This is a genomic window from Methyloferula stellata AR4 (assembly GCF_000385335.1).
GTDB lineage: Bacteria > Pseudomonadota > Alphaproteobacteria > Rhizobiales > Beijerinckiaceae > Methyloferula > Methyloferula stellata.
Genome location: NZ_ARWA01000001.1, coordinates 474,154 through 491,539, shown reverse-complemented (window position 1 = coordinate 491,539; position 17,386 = coordinate 474,154). Strand labels below are relative to the sequence as shown.

Sequence of the window (17,386 nt, the reverse complement as noted above, 5' to 3'; positions counted from 1 at the left end):
ATCATGAGCACCAGGACCACGATGGACGGCAATACGGCCGTTGCACATGTCGCCTATCGCGTGAACGAAGTTTGCGCGATCTATCCGATCACGCCGTCTTCGACGATGGCGGAACTCGCTGACCAGTGGTCGGCAGATGGACTCACCAATATCTGGGGCAATGTCCCGGTGGTGCAGGAGATGCAGAGCGAGGGCGGCGCGGCCGGCGCGGTGCATGGCGCACTTCAATCGGGAGCGCTCACGACCACATTCACCTCGTCTCAGGGGCTGATGCTGATGCTCCCGAACATGTTCAAGATCGCGGGCGAACTGACCTCGGCAGTCTTCCACGTCGCGGCGCGCTCGCTCGCGACTTCCGCCCTATCCATCTTCGGCGACCATTCCGATGTGATGACGGTTCGCACGACGGGCTTTGCCTTGCTCTCCTCCGCCTCGGTGCAGGAGGCACATGATTCGGCTCTCATCGCGCAGATGGCGACGCTCGAATCGCGTATTCCTTTCTTGCACTTCTTCGACGGCTTCCGCACCTCGCATGAGTTGAACACGCTCGAGCTTCTCTCCGATGCCGATATCCGCGCGATGATCGACGACGATCTCGTCCGCGCTCATCGGAACCGTGCGCTCAATCCGGAGCACCCTTTCGTGCGCGGCACGGCACATAATCCAGATACTTATTTCCAGGCACGGGAAGCCGTGAACCCCTATTACGAATGCGTGCCAGGCATTGTCGAAGCCGCGATGAAGCGCTTCGGCGATCTCACCGGCCGCTTTTACCAAGTGTTCGAATATGACGGTGATCCCGAGGCCGAGCGCGTGCTGGTGCTGATGGGATCGGGGGCCGAGACCGCGCGTCAGACGGCGGCGGTCCTGCGGGCGAATGGCGAGAAAGTCGGCGTCCTGCAGGTGCGTCTCTATCGCCCCTTCTCGACGGCTCATTTGCTCGCGGCATTGCCGCTTTCTGTGCGCCGTATCGCCGTGCTTGAACAGACGAAAGAGAGCGGCGCCGTCGGCGAGCCGCTCTTCCAGGATCTGGTGACGAGCCTCGCCGGTGCCGTCGGCCGCGGCGAGCGGCCGAGCATGCCGATTGTTGTCGGGGGCCGCTACGGGATCTCATCGAAGGATTGCTCCCCGGCCATGATGAAGGCCGCGTTCGACGAACTGAAATCCGACAGGCCGCGCACCAGCTTTACGCTTGGCATCAACGACGACCTGAGTCACATGAGCCTTGCGATCGACCCTGCCTTCACAATCGAAAAGCCCGACCTTACGCGCGCGCTCTTCTACGGTCTTGGTGCTGATGGCACGGTCGGCGCCAATAAGAACAGTGTGAAGATCATCGCCGAAGACGCGGGCCTCTATGCGCAAGGCTATTTCGTCTACGATTCGCATAAATCCGGCGCGCAGACCGTCTCGCATCTCCGCTTTGGACCCCAGCCGATCAAGGCGCCCTATCTCATCGCGGAAGCCAGTTTTATTGCCGTTCATCAGTTCAGCTTCCTGGAACGGCAGGATATGCTGCGTCTCGCCGCGCCAGGCGCCACCTTCCTCCTCAATGCGCCTTACGAGGCGGATGAAGTTTGGGATCACCTGCCGCGGCCGGTTCAGCAAACCATCATTGAAAAGAAGCTCAGATTTTTTGTGATCGACGCCTCCGCCGTCGCGCGGAAAGTCGGCTTGGGAACCCGGACGAACACCGTCCTTCAGACCTGCTTCTTCGCCATCTCGGGCGTCCTGCCGCGCGAGAAAGCGATAGCGCATATCAAGGAATCGATTCGCAAGACCTATGGACGCAAGGGCCAGTCGGTCGTCGACGAGAATTTCGCGGCGGTCGATGGAACATTGCTCAATTTGCATGAAGTGAAGGTGCCGGCCAAAGTGACGAGCACGGCGGAACTGCCGCCGCTTGTTCCAGCCGGCGCGTCCGCCTTTGTGAAGGACGTCACCGCGCGGATGTTCGCGGGCCTTGGCAACGAAATTCCTGTCAGCCTGATGCCCGCCGATGGGACGTTCCCCTCCGGCACCAGCGCCTATGAAAAACGCAACATCTCCGACATCGTGCCGGATTGGCGCGAAGATCTTTGCGTCCAATGCGGCCAATGCGGCTTCGTCTGCCCGCATAGCGTCATCCGCGCGCGCTATTACAATGAGGATAAACTCGTAGGCGCGCCAGAAGGCTTCAAATCTGCGCCGGTCAATGCGCGCGGCTATCCCGAAGCCCGCTTTACCTTGCAGTTTTATGTCGAGGATTGCACCGGATGCGGTCTCTGCGTCGAAGCCTGCCCCGAGACCAGCCCGCGTGAGCCCGACGTCAAAGCGATCAACATGACGGATAAACTTCCGATCCTGGAGCGGGAGCGCACAAGCATCGGCTTCTTCGAGACTCTGCCGGTCAACGACCGGGCGCGCGTCGATTTCGCTAATGTGCGCGGCGTGCAGTTCCTCGAGCCTTTGTTCGAGTTCTCCGGCGCCTGCGGCGGCTGCGGCGAGACACCTTATCTCAAACTCCTCAGTCAGCTCTTCGGCGACCGGCTGCAAGTCGCCAACGCGACCGGCTGCTCTTCCATCTATGGCGGCAACCTGCCGGTCACGCCATGGACCAAGGATCGTGAGGGCCGCGGCCCTGCCTGGTCGAACTCGCTCTTCGAGGACAACGCCGAATTCGGTCTCGGCTTCCGGCTTGCCGCGGATAAGCATCTCGATCTTGCATTGGCGCTGCTCGCAGGGCTCGCCGACAAGGTCGGACCGGACCTCGCTCAGGCCATCGCGAAAGCGCCGCAGATCCAGGAATCGGAGATCCGGGCCCAGCGCGTCAGGGTCGCGGAACTCAAAGTCCGGCTTCTGACTTTGCCGGAACCGGCGGCGCTCGATCTGCTCTCCGTTGTCGATCATCTCGTCCGGCGCAGCATTTGGGCCGTCGGCGGCGACGGCTGGGCCTATGATATCGGCTATGGCGGCCTCGATCATGTGCTGGCCTCCGGCCGCAACGTGAACGTGCTGGTGCTCGATACGGAAGTCTATTCCAACACGGGTGGTCAGGCCTCCAAGGCGACGCCGCTCGGCGCGGTCGCGAAATTCGCGGCGGCCGGCAAGCGGACCGCCCGCAAGGATCTGGCCTTGCAGGCCATTGCTTACGGAAATGTCTATGTCGCGCAGGTTGCGATGGGCGCCAATCCGCAGCAGACGCTCGAAGCCTTCCGCGAGGCCGAGGCCTATGAAGGAACGTCCCTGATCCTTGCCTATAGCCACTGTATCGCGCATGGCATCGATATGCGGCTCGGCATGAAGCAGCAGGATCTTGCAACGGCAAGCGGCTATTGGCCTCTGTTCCGCTTCAATCCGAAAATGCGCACGATCGGCGAAGCGCCGTTCCGGCTCGACTCGCCAAGGCCGCATATCCCGCTGAAGGACTATGCCTATAATGAGATTCGTTACCGTTCCTTGGCGCAATCGCGACCGGCGGAAGCGGCGGAACTGCTCGCCATGGCGCAACGCGGCGTCGATGAGAAATACCGGCAATATGAGGATCTCGCGAGACGCGATGGCAGTCGCTTCAATGTGGAGGCACATCCTGCGCCGGAAAACGAAGGCGCCGCCGCCGTTTCGTTCGGCTCGGATGCAAAGCCTCTCCTCACGCCCGAAACTGTAGCCTGAGACCAAAGGAGAATCCTATGCCGCTTGCTACGAAATATCTCGGGCTCTCGCTGAAAAACCCGCTAGTTGCCTCGGCATCGCCGGCCAATGCGCAGATCGATCATTTGCGCCGTTTGGAAGATGCCGGCGCCGCCGCCGTCGTGCTGCCCTCTTTGTTTCAAGAGCAGCTCGAGGCCGAGGATGCCATCGACGCGCTTATCCTCAATAAAACGGCGTATATTTCTCCTGAAGCCATGAGCTATTTTCCGGAAGTCCGCGACGGACCTTATGGCGTTGGGCCGGACGTCTATCTCGATCTGATCCGGCGTGCCAAGGAGGCGCTCTCCATTCCGGTCATCGCAAGCCTGAACGGCTCTTCGGAATCGGGTTGGGTCACCTATGCTCAATCGATGCAGCAGGCGGGTGCCAGCGCCGTCGAATTGAACATCTATTTCGTTCCAATCGATATGGCGCTGACGAGCCAGGATGTCGAAGACCGTTACGCGAGCATCGTCCGCGCGACGCGCCGCGCCGTCAGCATTCCCCTTTCGGTGAAACTCTCGCCCTATGTCAGTGCGCTTCCCAATCTCGCGCAGCGGCTTCATGCCGAAGGCGCCGATGGTCTCGTCTTATTCAATCGCCTGCTGCAGCCCGACTTCGACCTCATGACCTTGCAAATGGTTGAAGGGGTTCACCTCAGCACGCCTGATGAAATATCGCTTCCTCTGTCGTGGATCGCGCTTCTCGCAGGGCGGACGGGCGCCTCCCTCGCGGCCTCGACCGGCGTCGAGACCGACGACGATGTCGTAAAATATCTCCTCGCCGGCGCGGACGTCGTGATGACGACCTCCGCTTTGCTGCGCCATGGTCCAAGACATTTGAGGAAGCTTTTGGGTGGCCTGAAAGTCTGGATGGAGCTTCGAAACTTCACCTCGGTCTCGGAGATGCGCGGCTTGATGAGCTGGGCGAGATCGCGCCATAAGGAGCTTTATGGACGCCCGAGCTACATCAAGATGCTCGAGACCGGCGTCGTCTGACGCAAGAAGCCAATCGCTCAATTGCCAATACCGTTTGCGTCGCGGCGCAGAATTGTTTTCGCTTCTGGCGTTCCCGCTGTTTAGATCACGATGGTTCTGGATCTCCCAACTCGGCTTGCCCGAGTTGGGGATTTTCAGGTTCAAGTCGGCAGGCCAGACTTGAATCGATCCAAGACAGGAACGTGATCGATTCTAATAGTTTAGAACGGAATGCGGGCGGAATCCGGTACCACTTTTCCTCATCCCGCTCTAGCAACTCTAATCTTCGCGCCGGCCATCGTGCGGCGTCTTCTTTTGTTTGCAGCTTCCATTCGCAAGCTTTGGCGCTAATTATCCGGGCGCATCGCCGCGCGCGCCGCGCCATGCCTTCTTGCAATCCTATGTGCGAACCCGGAAGACCTGACGCGCCCGCCATTCCAAATTCCTGACGTATCTCGGCCCTGCCAGCCGGTGGCCCATCAATCGAGGATCAAAGACCATGTCGGAAAGCCGCCCGCCATTTCCACCTTTCACGCATGAAACCGCGGTTCAAAAAGTCCGAGGCGCCGAGGACGGCTGGAACAGCTGCGATCCGGCACGCGTCGCGCTTGCCTATTCGGTCGACAGCTATTGGCGTAACCGGGCCGAGTTCGTTCAAGGACGTGAGGCCATCGTCGCGTTCCTCACGCGGAAATGGAATCGCGAGCTCGACTATCGCCTCATCAAGGAACTTTGGGCCTTCACCGATAATCGGATCGCCGTGCGCTTCGCCTATGAGTGGCACGACGATTCGCGCAATTGGTTCAGATCCTACGGCAACGAGAATTGGGAGTTCGGCGAGGACGGCCTGATGCGGCGGCGGTTCGCCTGCATCAACGATCTTCCGATCACGGAAAGCGAACGCAAGTTTCATTGGGATCGCTCCGGTCCGCGTCCGCTCGATTACAAGAGTCTTTCGGATCTGGGCCTCTGACGCAGCCTCTCGAATTCGGATCAGCAAGGTCGAGACGGCGCGGCGGATCATATCACGCTCGTCTTCATCGGGTCCGGTATAGCGATTATATTGCCGATCGTGATCGCTTATCTCGGCCATGCCTATTGGGTGTTTCGTGGTAAAACAGCTTCGGCCAATGAGGATCTCGATGCGGAGGTTGCGCCATCGCCGGCGGGCGGCATTCCACATCGCTGCAGACCGATCTGCATCTCAATTGAGAACATGGGCTCTTGTGAGAACATGGGCTCTTGGGCGGCGGCGCGCAGCGGATGAGAGGAGAGGAACATGGTTACACGCGGCTTCACGGGGCGGCCCCGCAATGATGAATTGGCGGATCGCATTCCGCCCGGACAGCATCTGGTCACCGACTTTCCCGTCCTCTCCGCTGGCCCGACGCCGCATGTCGCGCCTGAGACATGGAATTTCGCGCTGAAGGCCGGCCCTAAGCCGGTCAAGACCTGGAATTGGCAGGAGTTCAACGCTCTGCCGCAAACCAAGATGACGCGCGACATTCACTGCGTGACGACATGGTCCAAATTGAACACGGCATGGGAAGGCGTGCTCGTCGACGACATATTGGCGGATGCCGGTATCGTGCCGCCGACCGATTTCGTCCTGGCGCATTCAATCGACGGCTATTCGACAAATGTGCCCGTCGCCGATCTGACAGGCGGCAAGGCTCTGGTCGCTTTGCGCTATGAGGGAAAGCCATTGACGGCCGACCACGGGGGACCGGCGCGGCTGCTTGTGCCGCATCTCTATTTTTGGAAATCCGCCAAATGGCTGAACGGTCTGCAATTCACCCAGAAGGACGAAGCCGGCTTCTGGGAACTGCGCGGCTATAATATGTATGGCGATCCGTGGCGCGAGCAGCGCTATACGAATGATTGATGCGCCGCCGCTAAAGCCGCCCGCGGTCGAGTGGCAGATTGCGACGGTCGTCGAAATTCGCCAGCAGACGCCGCGCATCAAGAGTTTCAGTCTGGGGCTGTCGAAGCCCTTCCCGTTTGAGGCTGGACAGCACATCGATTTGCGGCTTGTGGCGCCCGATGGCTATCAGGCCATACGCAGCTATTCGATCGCGTCAGCGCCAAGCCCGACGAACCGGATCGAAATCGCAATCGAGCTTCTGGCCGATGGAGAAGTCTCTCCGTTTTTTCATGAGGTCGTCGCGGTCGGAGACGAGATCGAGCTTCGAGGTCCTCTCGGCGGCTATTTCGTCTGGTCGGGAAATGACGGCGGGCCGCTGCTCTTGGCCGGCGGGGGCTCCGGCATCGTTCCCTTGATGGCGATGATCCGCCATCGGCAAATGGCGGCGCAAGGCGTGCCGGCGCTTTTGGTGCTCTCGAAGCGCCATGCGGCCGATGTGCTCTACCAAGATGAACTCCTCGATTTGGCCGGCCGGAAGGATGGTTTCGAGCTTGTCCTTGCCTTGACGCGAGAGCCTCCGATGCGTCCTGGCGATTACGGCCGAAGGGTCGATGGCCCGATGATGACGGACGCCGTAAAACGTCTGCCGTCGCCGCCCAAACATGTCTTCGTCTGCGGCTCGAATGGTTTCGTCAACGCAGTGACGGAAGCGATGATTGCCGCGAGCGTGCCGGCATCGATCATCCGAACCGAACGCTACGGCGTTTGAATGCCGTAGGCTCATTTTTTACGGCAATCGTGCAGAAGCTCGCATTGATAGGCCGGAAGACGCGTGAACACGGCTGGTGCAAATCTCGCATTGGATGAGAACGGCACTCGAAGTCCCGACCGGCGAAGCGCCTCGCCTGCCATGCTGTTGGAGTTCTGACTCGTCGGCGAATAGGTGAGATCCATTTGCCCGATCGCGGCATACATCTTGACGATGGTCTGCCATTTGGCCGAAAGGTCCGGCCCTTCGAGCACGGTCGCGTGCGGAAATTCCTTTCCCTGATAATCTTGCGTGTAATAATCGTTCATCCGGCCCTTTTCGAAGGGCGTGTTGTTATGCGGATCGGAGATGAGCGTACCGAAGTCGGACGGTTCGTTCTTGTCGAGGCTGTTTAAAGCGCTGATCGCGTTTTGCGGCGTCTGCAAGGTGCTTTGGATCGAAGGGCCGGAACTCACGCCGAAACTTTGTCCGGCGCTGTTCGTGTAGACGATCGCCATATGATGCGCCAATCCCAACCCGACATAGGCAATGATGCGCGTCGATGCGAGAGGCGTAAAATAAACGACAATGGTTTCTATCATTGTACCGAACCCGATTACATGCTTCCCCCGCGGAGGAAAGCTCGGATCTTCTTCACGACCATGTCCGATTCCGAGCTGCCCGCGAAGTCGAAGTGCAGCACGACGTAGACTTCAGAGTACATGCCAAGCATCAAGGTGAATCTCGTCACATACATCGTCCCGGCGTCGGCATCCTGTTTGCCTTCAAATCTCTGCAGGGTGCCGAGGTCTTCGTCGTGAAGAATCTTTTCCGTTTCGGAGAAACGCTGCCCCGGCGGAAAATAGGGTGCGAGAATGGCCGTGACATCATCTTGAAACACGCCCTGGCGCGTATCGTTCATCGAATAGAACTCGCTCATAAGCTTGCCCATGAGAGAGTTGCGCGGGCCTTCCCTCAGGAACGTGGCCGCTGTCATTCGATGCGACGAGTCGCCGATGCCGGTACGGGCCTGCGCAGGCGCCGACAAGACCATCGATACGAGAAGCGCCGTGAGCAAATGTTCCTCCGAGCCTCGCAGCCAAACGCCAAGTACATCTACTGCCTGGGAGAAAGTACTAAAAGGCATGGGCTGAAACAATAATGAATCGCCGATCACCTTTAAGGAGGCGGCTTTTAGCCGGGCAAGTCCCGCGCGCACGAATCTGGACGTGGCTTTCGCCCGGCACGATCCGCCAAACCATGTGCCGACAGGTTTAGTCCGAAGCAGCCTTCATGTAAGGAAAATGGATCAACGCGACATCCGGCGCAGGCGCATACCGAGCTCGAGCTGGGCGCGTGAATCCACTCCTGTGCCGGAGGCCGCAATTTGCGCTCTTTGCAATCTATGGCGAAACGTCAAGGACGATTGGCGGCGATCCTCGCCTTGATCGCCGGAAGCTTGGATGCCTACGGCTTCATTATGTACCAAACCTATTTGTCGTTCATGAGCGGCAATACAACGCAAACCGGCTCCGCGCTTGGGCAAGGCGAATGGGGCTTGGCTTTGCCTTCGGGTCTGGCGATCGCATTCTTCGTCTGCGGTTGCTTTGTCGCGACGCTGCTGGCGTATTCCGCGCTGCGCCGGACACGGCGGCTTGTTTTTGTGATCATCGTGGCAACGCTGGCGTTGATCATTTTCATTACCAAGCTCGGCATTTTATACGCCGGCCTCCACATAGCCGCGATCAGCTTCTCCATGGGCCTCATGAATACGGCACTGTCGCGGGTGGGCGCGCAATCGGTGAACCTGACCTTCGTGACTGGAACCTTGAGCCGGTTCGGGATGCATCTCGCTCTGGCCGTCAAGCGGGCACCGCTTTCCGACAGCCAGGGAGCATGGGACACGCATTGGGGCAGAGCGCTCGCTCTTGCGACGATCTGGGCCGGATTTCTGACCGGTGCGGTCCTATCCGGTGCCGCGACACCGCGCTTCGGCGTATGGGTCCTGCTGGCGCCGCTGCTCGCCCTGTTGGTGTTGGCGGCGCGCGATCAGGAGGCGGACACGCCGGTCTGATCTCTGGTAACATATTGAATTATTGGCGCTCCCTACCGGAATCGAACCGGTGTTTTCGCCGTGAGAGGGCGACGTCCTAGACCGCTAGACGAAGGGAGCGAGCGCAGCGCGCTTTCTATAGCCTGGGCGAAGGCCAAGCAAGCCTGATCGCTGCGCGGGATAGCGCCGCACAGGGGCAAGGCCACGCGGTCTCCGCATTTGCCCTATAATCTCCCATTGAAGAGACAGTGCTTCAGGAGTTTCTCATGCACGGCAGCGGTTCGATCGAGACGGCAAAAGCCGGAGGTGGAACGCCCGACCTGCCGCGTCCGCCTTCGCCGCGTCCGCAAGAGGCGCCGCTGGGTCCGCTCGCCACCCTGTTCGTGCTGCGGCGCAATCCAGTCGAGACCTGGACCAAGGCGCATTACGAAAAGCCGATTCTGCTCGGCAATTCGATTCTCGGCATGACGGCGGTCGTCACCGATCCCAAAGCCATACGCCGCGTGCTCAGCGAAAACGCCGGCAATTACCGCAAGGACTGGCTGCAGCGCCGGGTTCTGTCGCCTGGCCTGGGCGAAGGGCTTTTGACGGTCGAGGGCGAGGCCTGGAAGGTCCAGCGCCGCACGCTGGCGCCTTTGTTCACGCCCAAGACCGTCGCTGGCTTCACGGACACGATGGTCGCGGCCAGCGAGACGCTGATCGCGCGATGGCAGCGCCAGCGCCCCGGCCGGGTCATCGACGTTCATGCCGAAATGGGCCGCGCCACGCTCGACGTGCTGAGCCGGACGATTTTTTCCGATGGAATCGGGGAGAAGCCGCAGGAGTTCATGCGAATCTTCTCCGATTATCTGCAATCGATCGGATCGCTCGATCCGGTCGATCTTTTCAACCTGCCGTCCTTCGTGCCGCGCATGAACCATTTGAAGAATCGCGCCGCCCTCGGCTTTTTCAAAGAGGCGGTTGAAGCGATTATCGTAAAGCGCCGCGCCCGGCTTGAATCGGACCCGCAATCGACACCGCGCGATCTCCTCACCTTGCTGCTTGAGGCCGCCGATCCCGAAACCCAGGATCATCTGAGCGAGGATGAAGTCTACGCGAATGTGCTGACCTTCATCGGCGCCGGACATGAAACCACGGCCAATGCGCTGACGTGGAGCCTCTATCTCCTGTCGCTCGCGCCCGATTGGGGCGAAAGGCTCGCGGCCGAAGCCGATGCGGCTTTCGCAGGGCCGGCCGAGACGCTCGTCGACCGGCTGGTGCAAACCCGTGCCGTCATCGAGGAAGCCATGCGGCTTTATCCGCCGGTTGCCAGTCTTACGCGCGAGGCGATCGACGCCGACGATCTGTGCGGACGCCGTATTCGCAAAGGCACATTGGTGATGATGCCGCCCTGGCTCCTGCATCGCCACCGGCTTTTGTGGGACAATCCCGATCATTTCGATCCGCGCCGCTTCCTGCCGGGCGCGCGCGAAAAAATCGATCGTTTCGCCTATCTGCCGTTCGGCGCCGGACCGCGCATTTGCATCGGGGCGACATTCGCTTTGCAGGAGGGCTGCATTTTGCTCGCAGCCATCATGCGGCATTTCCGGCTGGAGCATGTCGAAAGCCATGAGGTCGTCCCGGTGCAGCGCGTCACTCTGCGGCCCAAGGACGGCATGCCGATGATTTTGAGGCGGCGCGTTAGAGCATGATCCCGCAACGTTCCACTGATGTTTGTGGGATTGGAAGACCTATAGAATTTGGCACGCTCCTTCTTCGGCGCCGACGATTATTTCTGTCTGTTTCTTGAGTGCAACCGATGTTTCTGAATTTGGATCGACCGGCATCAATCTCATTATAAGGCCGAGTGGGTCTGGTATATCCATAGACATCGTAACAAGTAGCTGCAAACCGGCACGCCTGATTTCGTAGACGACCCGGCTCACTCCGCCCGCCCTTATAATTGTCTCCGGAGTTTTGGGTGTGATTTCCATTTTCACACCATGCGGTATCTCGGCTGTCTCTATGGTGAGTCCGAGAGCATCACCTCTTGCGTCAAGCTCCCCCTTAGATCGAGACAATTGGTCTTTCACAGAAACTTTGTGGGCAGGGGGAGGAACATTGCATGAAAAAATATATTTGGAAGCCTTCGATTGAAGTTTGTCGTTGAGCAGGAAATTTTTTTCCTGGCCATCAACATGATGTACGGCAGGAATCGCTTTTTGTGGCCAAAAATACCAAGCGGCCGGGCCGCCGAAGATGAGCATCACAGCGCCCACTATTAATGTTGGCTGCAAAAGCCTTTTTTTATTTCCTTCTTCGCAAGCAGAAAGAAATGCGACTACCAAGATAGTCAGCAAAAAGACGGCTATTCCGGCCCAAAAAAGAAAAGCTGAATATGGTGGCGAGAGTTTGAGGTAATCAGGCGCTGCCATCATAGCCAGCCCGAAAGCTGGTCCGGCGATCCACCCTGCTTGGAGCGCGATATGACGATCAACATTTAACATTGACCGCATCCTGGTCGGATGCGCACTTTATTGCAATGCTGACAGGCGGCGAGTGCTACCTAATACCGGGCTTTTTTGGATGCGATTGGCGCTCAATAAACGGACACAAAAAGTCGGCTCACTTTTCAGATGAGCTATGCTCCGAAACAAAAATACGATCCGGAAAGTTTGGTTCTGCCTTTCACATTTAGTTGGCTGTTAGGCGGCGCCTCGGGTTGCGGCCGATTCAATCTTAAGTGATTGCGCAAGGGAATATTCGAACCCGTCTGCGCGACCTATTTCCCGTTACGAATGCAATAGAATAACGTCGGCTCGCTGCCGCGTATGACGCTGTTTGGCATCAAAGCGATTTCACGCGTAACAAGAGGTATCGCACATGGATTCTTTTTCCCGTCGCAGCATGCTTGCCGCCAGCGCGGCCGGCGCAGCCCTTGCTGCTGCCACATCGGCCGCGAATGCCGCCACGTTCGGCAATCCGGATGAGCCGCCGCAAGGTAAGATCAATGCCAATGCCGGCAGCTTTCGCGATCCGGGCCCGCAGAACCCGGCGCTTTCCTCGCAATTTCCCGACGCGACCGATCCGCCCGCGACCGATCTCGGCGATCTGCCGCAGTTCTGGGCCTCCTTCAACAATTCGCATAAGCGCATTCAGAACGGTGGCTGGGCGCGCCAGGTGACGCAGGCCGATTTTGCCATTTCCGACACGTTCTCGGGCGTCAACATGCGGCTCGCCGCGGGCGGTATCAGGGAGCTGCATTGGCACCTCGCGGCCGAATGGGCGATCATGACCTATGGCCATTGCCGGGTCACGGTGCTCGACCAAAAAGGCCGTCCTTACGTGCAGGATGTGAAGGAAGGCGATCTTTGGTATTTTCCGGCCGGATTTCCGCACTCGTTGCAAGGGCTCGGGCCCGATGGATGTGAATTCGTCATCGCTTTCGATGATGGCAATGCATCCGAATTCAATACATTGCTGGTGACCGACTGGTTCGCGCATACGCCGCCAAGCGTTCTCGCGAAAAACTTCGGCGTCGCCGAGGAAACATTCAAATCGATCCCTTTGACCGATCTTTGGATCTTCCAGGGAAAGGAGCCGGGGCCTTTGGCCGAGGCTCAGGCTGCCGTTGCGAGTGCGGCCGGCGCGCCGCCCTTTCCCTTCACCTTCTCATTGTCGGGAATGAAGCCCTTTCGCGACAATAAGAGCGGCAAGATCCAACTTGCTGACAGCACGGAATTCAAGGTTTCGCAGACGGTCGCAGCAGCACTTCAAACGATCAAGCCCGGCGGATTGCGCGAATTGCATTGGCATCCGAATGCCGACGAATGGCAATATTGGATCAAGGGCGAAGGGCGCATGACGGTGTTCAATGCCGGACCGCGCGCGCAGACGCAGGATTTCAAGCCGGGCGATATCGGCTATGTCAAACGTGCCGCCGGCCATTATATCGAGAACACAGGATCGACGGATCTCGTGATGGTCGGGGTATTTAGAACGGCGGAATATCAGGAAGTCTCGTTGTCGGATTGGCTGGCGCATACGCCGCTCGAGCTTGTGGCGCAGCACCTCAACATCGACCCGTCGGTTCTGGCGAAATTTCCAAGAGAAGCGCCCGGGCTCATGCCAACGTAAAGCGGCGCTGGCGGTCCGTCATCGCCTGGGTCCGTAAGCCCGCATGAAAACCGAGACGGCGGCGCCGACAGTATGCTCGACTTCGGCGTCGCTGATTTTGTCGTCGGGACAAAACATCAGGCGCTTATGAATGTCGCCGAGGCAAAGCTGGATGAAATGAATGGCCGCGGTATCCGGCTCCGGCGCCTCCAGCCGTCCGGCCTCCGTCTGTCTTGCGAAATAGGCGGAAAGCCGGCCGAACCCATGTTTCGGGCCGGTCTCGTAAAAGGCACGGCCGATGCGCGGGAATTTCGCCGCGACCGCGATGACGGTGCGGACCTGCGCGATGATTTCAGGCGTCATCATCATTGTCAGAAGCGAGCGGCCCAGTTCGGTGAGCGCGCCGGCTATGTCCGCGCTATCTTCGTCAATCGCCCAGCATTGCTCGACCTGTTGCTGGCGCTCGGCCCGGATCAGGGCCTCGAACAAGGCTTCCTTCGAGTCGAAATGGAAATAGATCGTGCCCTTGGAAACACCGGCCGCGCGGGCAATGTCGTTCATGCTCGCGCCGTCGAAGCCCTGCGCGAGAAAGACGCGCCTTGCGCCGTCGAGAATTTGCCGCGCCTTGTCGTCGTCGAGCGAGGACGGGGTCGGAAGCTCGGGATCTTTTGTGGAAATAGACGCCATAGGCATGTCATGCGATCTGCCGGCGCACCGGCCGCAGGAACGTCCAGAGCGAGAGGAGGAAACCGCGCCGCGGTTTTCTGCCTGTGTCCCGCTCTAGGCTATTAGAAGCGATCCCGGTCATGATTTTGGAATCGATTCGATCCGAAACCATCGCGATCTAGAGCAAACCTTTAAAATCCAACGGACTTCATGTCAATGTTGACCGAACCGTTCGGTATGGCCGCAGCCATCAATAGGCCGTGAAAGGCTTTGCCGCCGGCATGCATTGTCAGGGCTTGGAAGCCGTCGGCCAGATCGGACGCAGCAGGCGCACCTGCTGCTCTTCGGGTTCATCTGGGCGCGTCTGACCCAAGTCCGAAAGCTCGCGTGACAGGCTCGCGCATTCCTGGCGTGCCGCGTTAAGCGCCCCTTGCAAAGCTGCGTTTTCGGTGCGCAGCCGATCGATGCGGTCGATAAGCCCGCGCTCGACGGTGCGCATGCGTTCGACGAGGCCGTCATGTTTCAGGCGGAGGTCTTCTTCCGTTTGCGCGGCTTGACGCAATTCGGCGTCATGCGCTTCAAGCTTCGTGGCCAGGGTGCGCAGCCGTGTCAGGCTTTCGCTATGCGCAGCGTGTGCATCCTTGAGCCTTCCTTCGAGATCGGCGACGCGGAAGCCCTGCCGTTCATATTTCTCGATCGCCGAGACACGCGCCGCATCGCTTGCATGAACCTCGTCGCGGGCGCGCTCCAGATGGCTCGCGAGCAAGCTGGCTTCCGCTTCCTTGTTGCGCAGCAACGTCTGCGTTGATTGCAAAGTGCGCTCGGTATCCGCGAGGCGCGCTTCAAGCGCTGCCCCGCAGGCCGAAAGCGCGGCGAGCGTTGCCTTTTGTTCGTCGGCCAAACCCAGCGCGCCATTATACTCATGCATGAGGGCGTTGTATTTTTCTTTGTCGCGGACTCGCAGACCGTCGAGATCGAAAAGCTCTTTGGAAAGAGCCGAGGCCTCGGCAGACAGCTCGGCATGAGCCCGGCTCAATTTCGCGACATCGAGGCTGAGTTCGCCGTTGGTCTGACGCAGCCCGGCAATATGTTCCTGCATTTGGTTGATGCGTGCGCCGCGGCGCCCGAGTTCGGCGAGATTGGCCGCCCGCGCTTCGTTAAGAGCCTCGGCCTTGAGTTCGATGCGTCTCTGCTCGACCGCCGCTTCGGCCCGGACCTGATCGAGGTCGGCGAGAATTTCCCGCATCGATAATGGCAATTGCATCTCGATACGGCGCACAGACAGCCGAACGGCTCGCGCCCAGAATACCGGCGCGAACGCAAGCGCCACGAGTCCCGCAATCAGGAACCCGAGCGCGAAAACCATCACCTGTTCGATCACGAAAACACGCCGAGCCCAGGTCGAAAGGAATTTCGACTATGCCATGACCCGGGGCCAAGAGCAAAAGCCGTTAAAGCCTCTAGAAATCAATGGTTAAAAAGGGTTCCACGTGGCGTGGTTGGTAAATTTGAGGTAACCGAGGTTAAGCCCAAGCCTGGCGCCGAGGCCCGAGCGAATCGGAACGACGACGATATTATTGGCGCCGAGCGCCGTCATGCCGAAGCCGCCGACCAGATAGGCGGAGCCGTCGATCCCGCCGAACCGCTGAAAAATCGCTTCAGTGGCCGGCAGGTTGTAAACGAGCATCATGGTGCGGTCGCCGTCGGCGCCGGCGTCGAAGCCGAGCGACGGACCTTGCCAATAGAGCTTCAGATCGCCGGCATTGCGGGTATACATGATGCCCTCGCCGTAACGCAGGCCGCCGACAAAGGCGCCGCCCGCTTCCTGGCCGAGGATATAGCCGTTCGGACGTCCCCACTGCTTGGTGGCTTTCTCAACCACCTGGGCGAGGCCGCGGGAAATCGTACCGAAAAACTGATGGCCGCTGCGGATCAACTCGTCCGAGGAATAATCTCCAGGCCGCTCGGGGCCTGGATCCGCCCGAACTTGGGTCGCAGCGAGGCTGGAAAGGCCCAGACCGGCGGTCAGAATTGCAAAATCTCGGCGCGAAATCGGTGGCATGGGTCTCTCCGCAAAGCAGCCCGGCCGGACGCGAAAGGGCAATCCAAAATCATCATGATTGAGGATATCGCCGCGCATTCTGGGACAAGTAAGGTTAACAGAAGCTTAATTCCGCGACGCCTTGCTCAGGGAGGCGAGGGTCTTCGGAGAAAGTTTCGGCGTGGTTGCGATGGCCGGATCGCCCCAAGCGATGAAGGGTCCGTTTTTGAATTGCTCCTTAGCTTTGCCGTAGCGCAAGGGCAAGCCCGCCGCATCGAGAACGATCCCGCCGGCGGCGCGCAAAATCGCATCGCCCGCCGCGGTATCCCATTCCATCGTATTGCCGAACCGCGGATAGACGTCGGCCCCGCCTTCGGCGACAGCGCAAAATTTCAAGGATGAGCCGGCGCAGCGGCGCTCATTGATCGGGAGCCCCGCCAAAAATGCGTCGGTTTCGGCGTCGGCGTGCGAACGGCTTGCAAGCGCCGTCCATCCCTCGCGCGGCGGCTGACGCACATGAATGGGTGTGCGCTCCTCTAACGGGGGCAGGGGCATTCCGGGTTTGACATTACAGGAATAAGCCTTCGCTCCGGCCATCCAAAGCCGGTCGATCGCCGGTGCATAGACGACGCCGGCGCAAGGGACCCCACCGAGAATCAGGCCGATATTGATGGTGAATTCGCCATTGTGGCTCAAGAATTCGCGGGTGCCGTCGACTGGGTCGACAAGAATGAATGACCCGCCGCAGGGTGGCTTATGTCCATGTGCCGCCGCCTCTTCCGCGAGAACGGGCAATTGCGGCAATTGCGTTGCCAGGCCCTCGAGAATGATGGCTTCGGCATATTCGTCGGCGTCGCAGACCGGGCTTTTATCGGGCTTGCTGCGGGCATGGCTGTCGGTGTCATAGACTCGCATCACCGCGACAGCGGCGCTCAGAGCCAATTGTGCGAAAATTTCCGCGATCGCATCGCGATCGAAAGATAATGGGCTGGCGCTTAGCCGAGTTTTTAAAGACATTTCGTCTATAGGTCCCAACCGGCGGTCATCCTGACCGGAAAGCCGCCAGTATTCAAGCCGATCCCTCGAATTCGGCGCGGCTGTTACATGGAAGCCACCTAGATGATGGCTCCGGTCGCTTTGTCGCAGGTCTTCGCCGGGGGCCGAAGGCCTGAAACGGGATGTTTAGACATCGGTCCTATCCGAGGCGGCATGATCCCGATCAAACCGGCAGATCGTATGTATGAGTTTGCATTGTGACTCTGCAAGAGTATCA

Annotated in this window: 16 protein-coding genes and 1 tRNA gene; 9 read left to right on the top strand and 8 right to left on the bottom strand. The window is 59.4% G+C overall.

Annotated features, from left to right (window positions below):
* Nucleotides 1–3 precede the first annotated feature (3 nt).
* The 6 genes from nifJ to A3OQ_RS0102440 all read left to right on the top strand — a co-directional run bounded on the left by nifJ (nt 4) and on the right by A3OQ_RS0102440 (nt 7,279).
* Nucleotides 4–3,651, top strand: coding sequence for a pyruvate:ferredoxin (flavodoxin) oxidoreductase (gene nifJ, locus A3OQ_RS0102465; RefSeq protein ID WP_051116011.1), 3,648 nt, complete (start codon nt 4–6; stop codon nt 3,649–3,651).
* A 17-nt stretch (nt 3,652–3,668) separates the two neighbouring features.
* Entirely contained in the window at nt 3,669–4,667 is a 999-nt protein-coding gene (locus tag A3OQ_RS0102460) for a dihydroorotate dehydrogenase-like protein (RefSeq protein ID WP_020173767.1), read from the top strand.
* A gap of 478 nt (nt 4,668–5,145) precedes the next feature.
* Complete coding sequence (locus tag A3OQ_RS0102455) at nt 5,146–5,619, top strand: nuclear transport factor 2 family protein (RefSeq protein ID WP_020173766.1); 474 nt, start codon at nt 5,146–5,148, stop codon at nt 5,617–5,619.
* A gap of 90 nt (nt 5,620–5,709) precedes the next feature.
* A complete protein-coding gene (locus A3OQ_RS24785) occupies nt 5,710–5,913 on the top strand; it encodes a hypothetical protein (protein ID WP_020173765.1) in 204 nt (67 codons plus the stop codon).
* Nucleotides 5,914–5,925: 12 nt separating this feature from the next.
* Nucleotides 5,926–6,531, top strand: a complete 606-nt coding sequence (locus tag A3OQ_RS0102445; RefSeq protein ID WP_020173764.1) for a sulfite oxidase-like oxidoreductase — start codon at nt 5,926–5,928, stop codon at nt 6,529–6,531.
* On the top strand, nt 6,524–7,279 hold the full coding sequence (locus tag A3OQ_RS0102440) for an FAD-binding oxidoreductase (RefSeq protein WP_020173763.1): 756 nt from the start codon (nt 6,524–6,526) through the stop codon (nt 7,277–7,279). Before A3OQ_RS0102445 ends, A3OQ_RS0102440 begins: the two co-directional genes overlap by 8 nt.
* Before the next feature lie 11 nt (nt 7,280–7,290).
* Here the strand turns inward: A3OQ_RS0102440 and A3OQ_RS0102435 are convergent, their stop codons facing one another.
* Nucleotides 7,291–7,860 carry a hypothetical protein gene (locus tag A3OQ_RS0102435; protein WP_020173762.1) on the bottom strand — a complete coding sequence of 190 codons (570 nt, stop codon included), beginning with the start codon at nt 7,858–7,860 and terminating at the stop codon, nt 7,291–7,293.
* Nucleotides 7,861–7,874: 14 nt separating this feature from the next.
* On the bottom strand, nt 7,875–8,336 hold the full coding sequence (locus A3OQ_RS0102430) for a hypothetical protein (protein ID WP_020173761.1): 462 nt from the start codon (nt 8,334–8,336) through the stop codon (nt 7,875–7,877).
* Between the two features lie 327 nt (nt 8,337–8,663).
* Between A3OQ_RS0102430 and A3OQ_RS0102425 the strand changes: the two genes are divergently transcribed.
* Nucleotides 8,664–9,332 carry a YoaK family protein gene (locus tag A3OQ_RS0102425; protein ID WP_026595420.1) on the top strand — a complete coding sequence of 223 codons (669 nt, stop codon included), beginning with the start codon at nt 8,664–8,666 and terminating at the stop codon, nt 9,330–9,332.
* A 23-nt stretch (nt 9,333–9,355) separates the two neighbouring features.
* On the opposite strand, the gene A3OQ_RS0102420 is transcribed toward A3OQ_RS0102425, so the two are convergent.
* Nucleotides 9,356–9,431, bottom strand: a tRNA-Glu gene (locus A3OQ_RS0102420).
* A gap of 146 nt (nt 9,432–9,577) precedes the next feature.
* Here A3OQ_RS0102420 and A3OQ_RS0102415 point away from each other — a divergent pair.
* The gene (locus tag A3OQ_RS0102415) at nt 9,578–11,002 is read left to right on the top strand and encodes a cytochrome P450 (RefSeq protein WP_051116071.1); all 1,425 of its coding nucleotides are present in this window, start codon (nt 9,578–9,580) and stop codon (nt 11,000–11,002) included.
* A gap of 39 nt (nt 11,003–11,041) precedes the next feature.
* Here the strand turns inward: A3OQ_RS0102415 and A3OQ_RS0102410 are convergent, their stop codons facing one another.
* Nucleotides 11,042–11,797: a hypothetical protein gene (locus tag A3OQ_RS0102410; RefSeq protein ID WP_020173758.1), complete on the bottom strand. Its 756-nt coding sequence runs from the start codon at nt 11,795–11,797 to the stop codon at nt 11,042–11,044.
* A gap of 376 nt (nt 11,798–12,173) precedes the next feature.
* On the opposite strand from A3OQ_RS0102410, the gene A3OQ_RS0102405 reads away from it, so the two are divergent.
* Nucleotides 12,174–13,427 (top strand): cupin domain-containing protein, encoded by a 1,254-nt coding sequence (locus A3OQ_RS0102405; RefSeq protein WP_020173757.1) that lies wholly within the window; start codon nt 12,174–12,176, stop codon nt 13,425–13,427.
* 18 nt (nt 13,428–13,445) lie between these two features.
* Here A3OQ_RS0102405 and A3OQ_RS0102400 read toward each other — a convergent pair whose 3' ends face one another.
* The 4 genes from A3OQ_RS0102400 to cysQ form a co-directional block, all read right to left on the bottom strand.
* Nucleotides 13,446–14,093 carry a TetR/AcrR family transcriptional regulator gene (locus tag A3OQ_RS0102400; RefSeq protein ID WP_020173756.1) on the bottom strand — a complete coding sequence of 216 codons (648 nt, stop codon included), beginning with the start codon at nt 14,091–14,093 and terminating at the stop codon, nt 13,446–13,448.
* A gap of 268 nt (nt 14,094–14,361) precedes the next feature.
* A complete protein-coding gene (locus A3OQ_RS0102390; RefSeq protein WP_026595418.1) occupies nt 14,362–15,453 on the bottom strand; it encodes a coiled-coil domain-containing protein in 1,092 nt (363 codons plus the stop codon).
* Nucleotides 15,454–15,546: 93 nt separating this feature from the next.
* On the bottom strand, nt 15,547–16,134 hold the full coding sequence (locus tag A3OQ_RS0102385; RefSeq protein ID WP_040580451.1) for a DUF1134 domain-containing protein: 588 nt from the start codon (nt 16,132–16,134) through the stop codon (nt 15,547–15,549).
* A 105-nt stretch (nt 16,135–16,239) separates the two neighbouring features.
* Entirely contained in the window at nt 16,240–17,130 is an 891-nt protein-coding gene (gene cysQ / locus A3OQ_RS0102380) for a 3'(2'),5'-bisphosphate nucleotidase CysQ (protein ID WP_020173752.1), read from the bottom strand.
* Nucleotides 17,131–17,386: the final 256 nt, after the last annotated feature.

Excerpts from the sequence above, each read along its gene's own strand:
- A3OQ_RS0102425 (WP_026595420.1), top strand. The coding sequence starts at position 8,664 with ATGGCGAAACGTCAAGGACGATTGGCGGCGATCCTCGCCTTGATCGCC.
- A3OQ_RS0102405 (WP_020173757.1), top strand. The coding sequence starts at position 12,174 with ATGGATTCTTTTTCCCGTCGCAGCATGCTTGCCGCCAGCGCGGCCGGC.
- A3OQ_RS0102445 (WP_020173764.1), top strand. The coding sequence starts at position 5,926 with ATGGTTACACGCGGCTTCACGGGGCGGCCCCGCAATGATGAATTGGCG.
- A3OQ_RS0102400 (WP_020173756.1), bottom strand. The coding sequence starts at position 14,093 with ATGGCGTCTATTTCCACAAAAGATCCCGAGCTTCCGACCCCGTCCTCG.
- cysQ (WP_020173752.1), bottom strand. The coding sequence starts at position 17,130 with ATGTCTTTAAAAACTCGGCTAAGCGCCAGCCCATTATCTTTCGATCGC.
- A3OQ_RS0102455 (WP_020173766.1), top strand. The coding sequence starts at position 5,146 with ATGTCGGAAAGCCGCCCGCCATTTCCACCTTTCACGCATGAAACCGCG.
- A3OQ_RS0102460 (WP_020173767.1), top strand. The coding sequence starts at position 3,669 with ATGCCGCTTGCTACGAAATATCTCGGGCTCTCGCTGAAAAACCCGCTA.
- A3OQ_RS0102435 (WP_020173762.1), bottom strand. The coding sequence starts at position 7,860 with ATGATAGAAACCATTGTCGTTTATTTTACGCCTCTCGCATCGACGCGC.
- A3OQ_RS0102410 (WP_020173758.1), bottom strand. The coding sequence starts at position 11,797 with ATGTTAAATGTTGATCGTCATATCGCGCTCCAAGCAGGGTGGATCGCC.
- A3OQ_RS0102385 (WP_040580451.1), bottom strand. The coding sequence starts at position 16,134 with ATGCCACCGATTTCGCGCCGAGATTTTGCAATTCTGACCGCCGGTCTG.
- nifJ (WP_051116011.1), top strand. The coding sequence starts at position 4 with ATGAGCACCAGGACCACGATGGACGGCAATACGGCCGTTGCACATGTC.
- A3OQ_RS0102440 (WP_020173763.1), top strand. The coding sequence starts at position 6,524 with ATGATTGATGCGCCGCCGCTAAAGCCGCCCGCGGTCGAGTGGCAGATT.
- A3OQ_RS0102415 (WP_051116071.1), top strand. The coding sequence starts at position 9,578 with ATGCACGGCAGCGGTTCGATCGAGACGGCAAAAGCCGGAGGTGGAACG.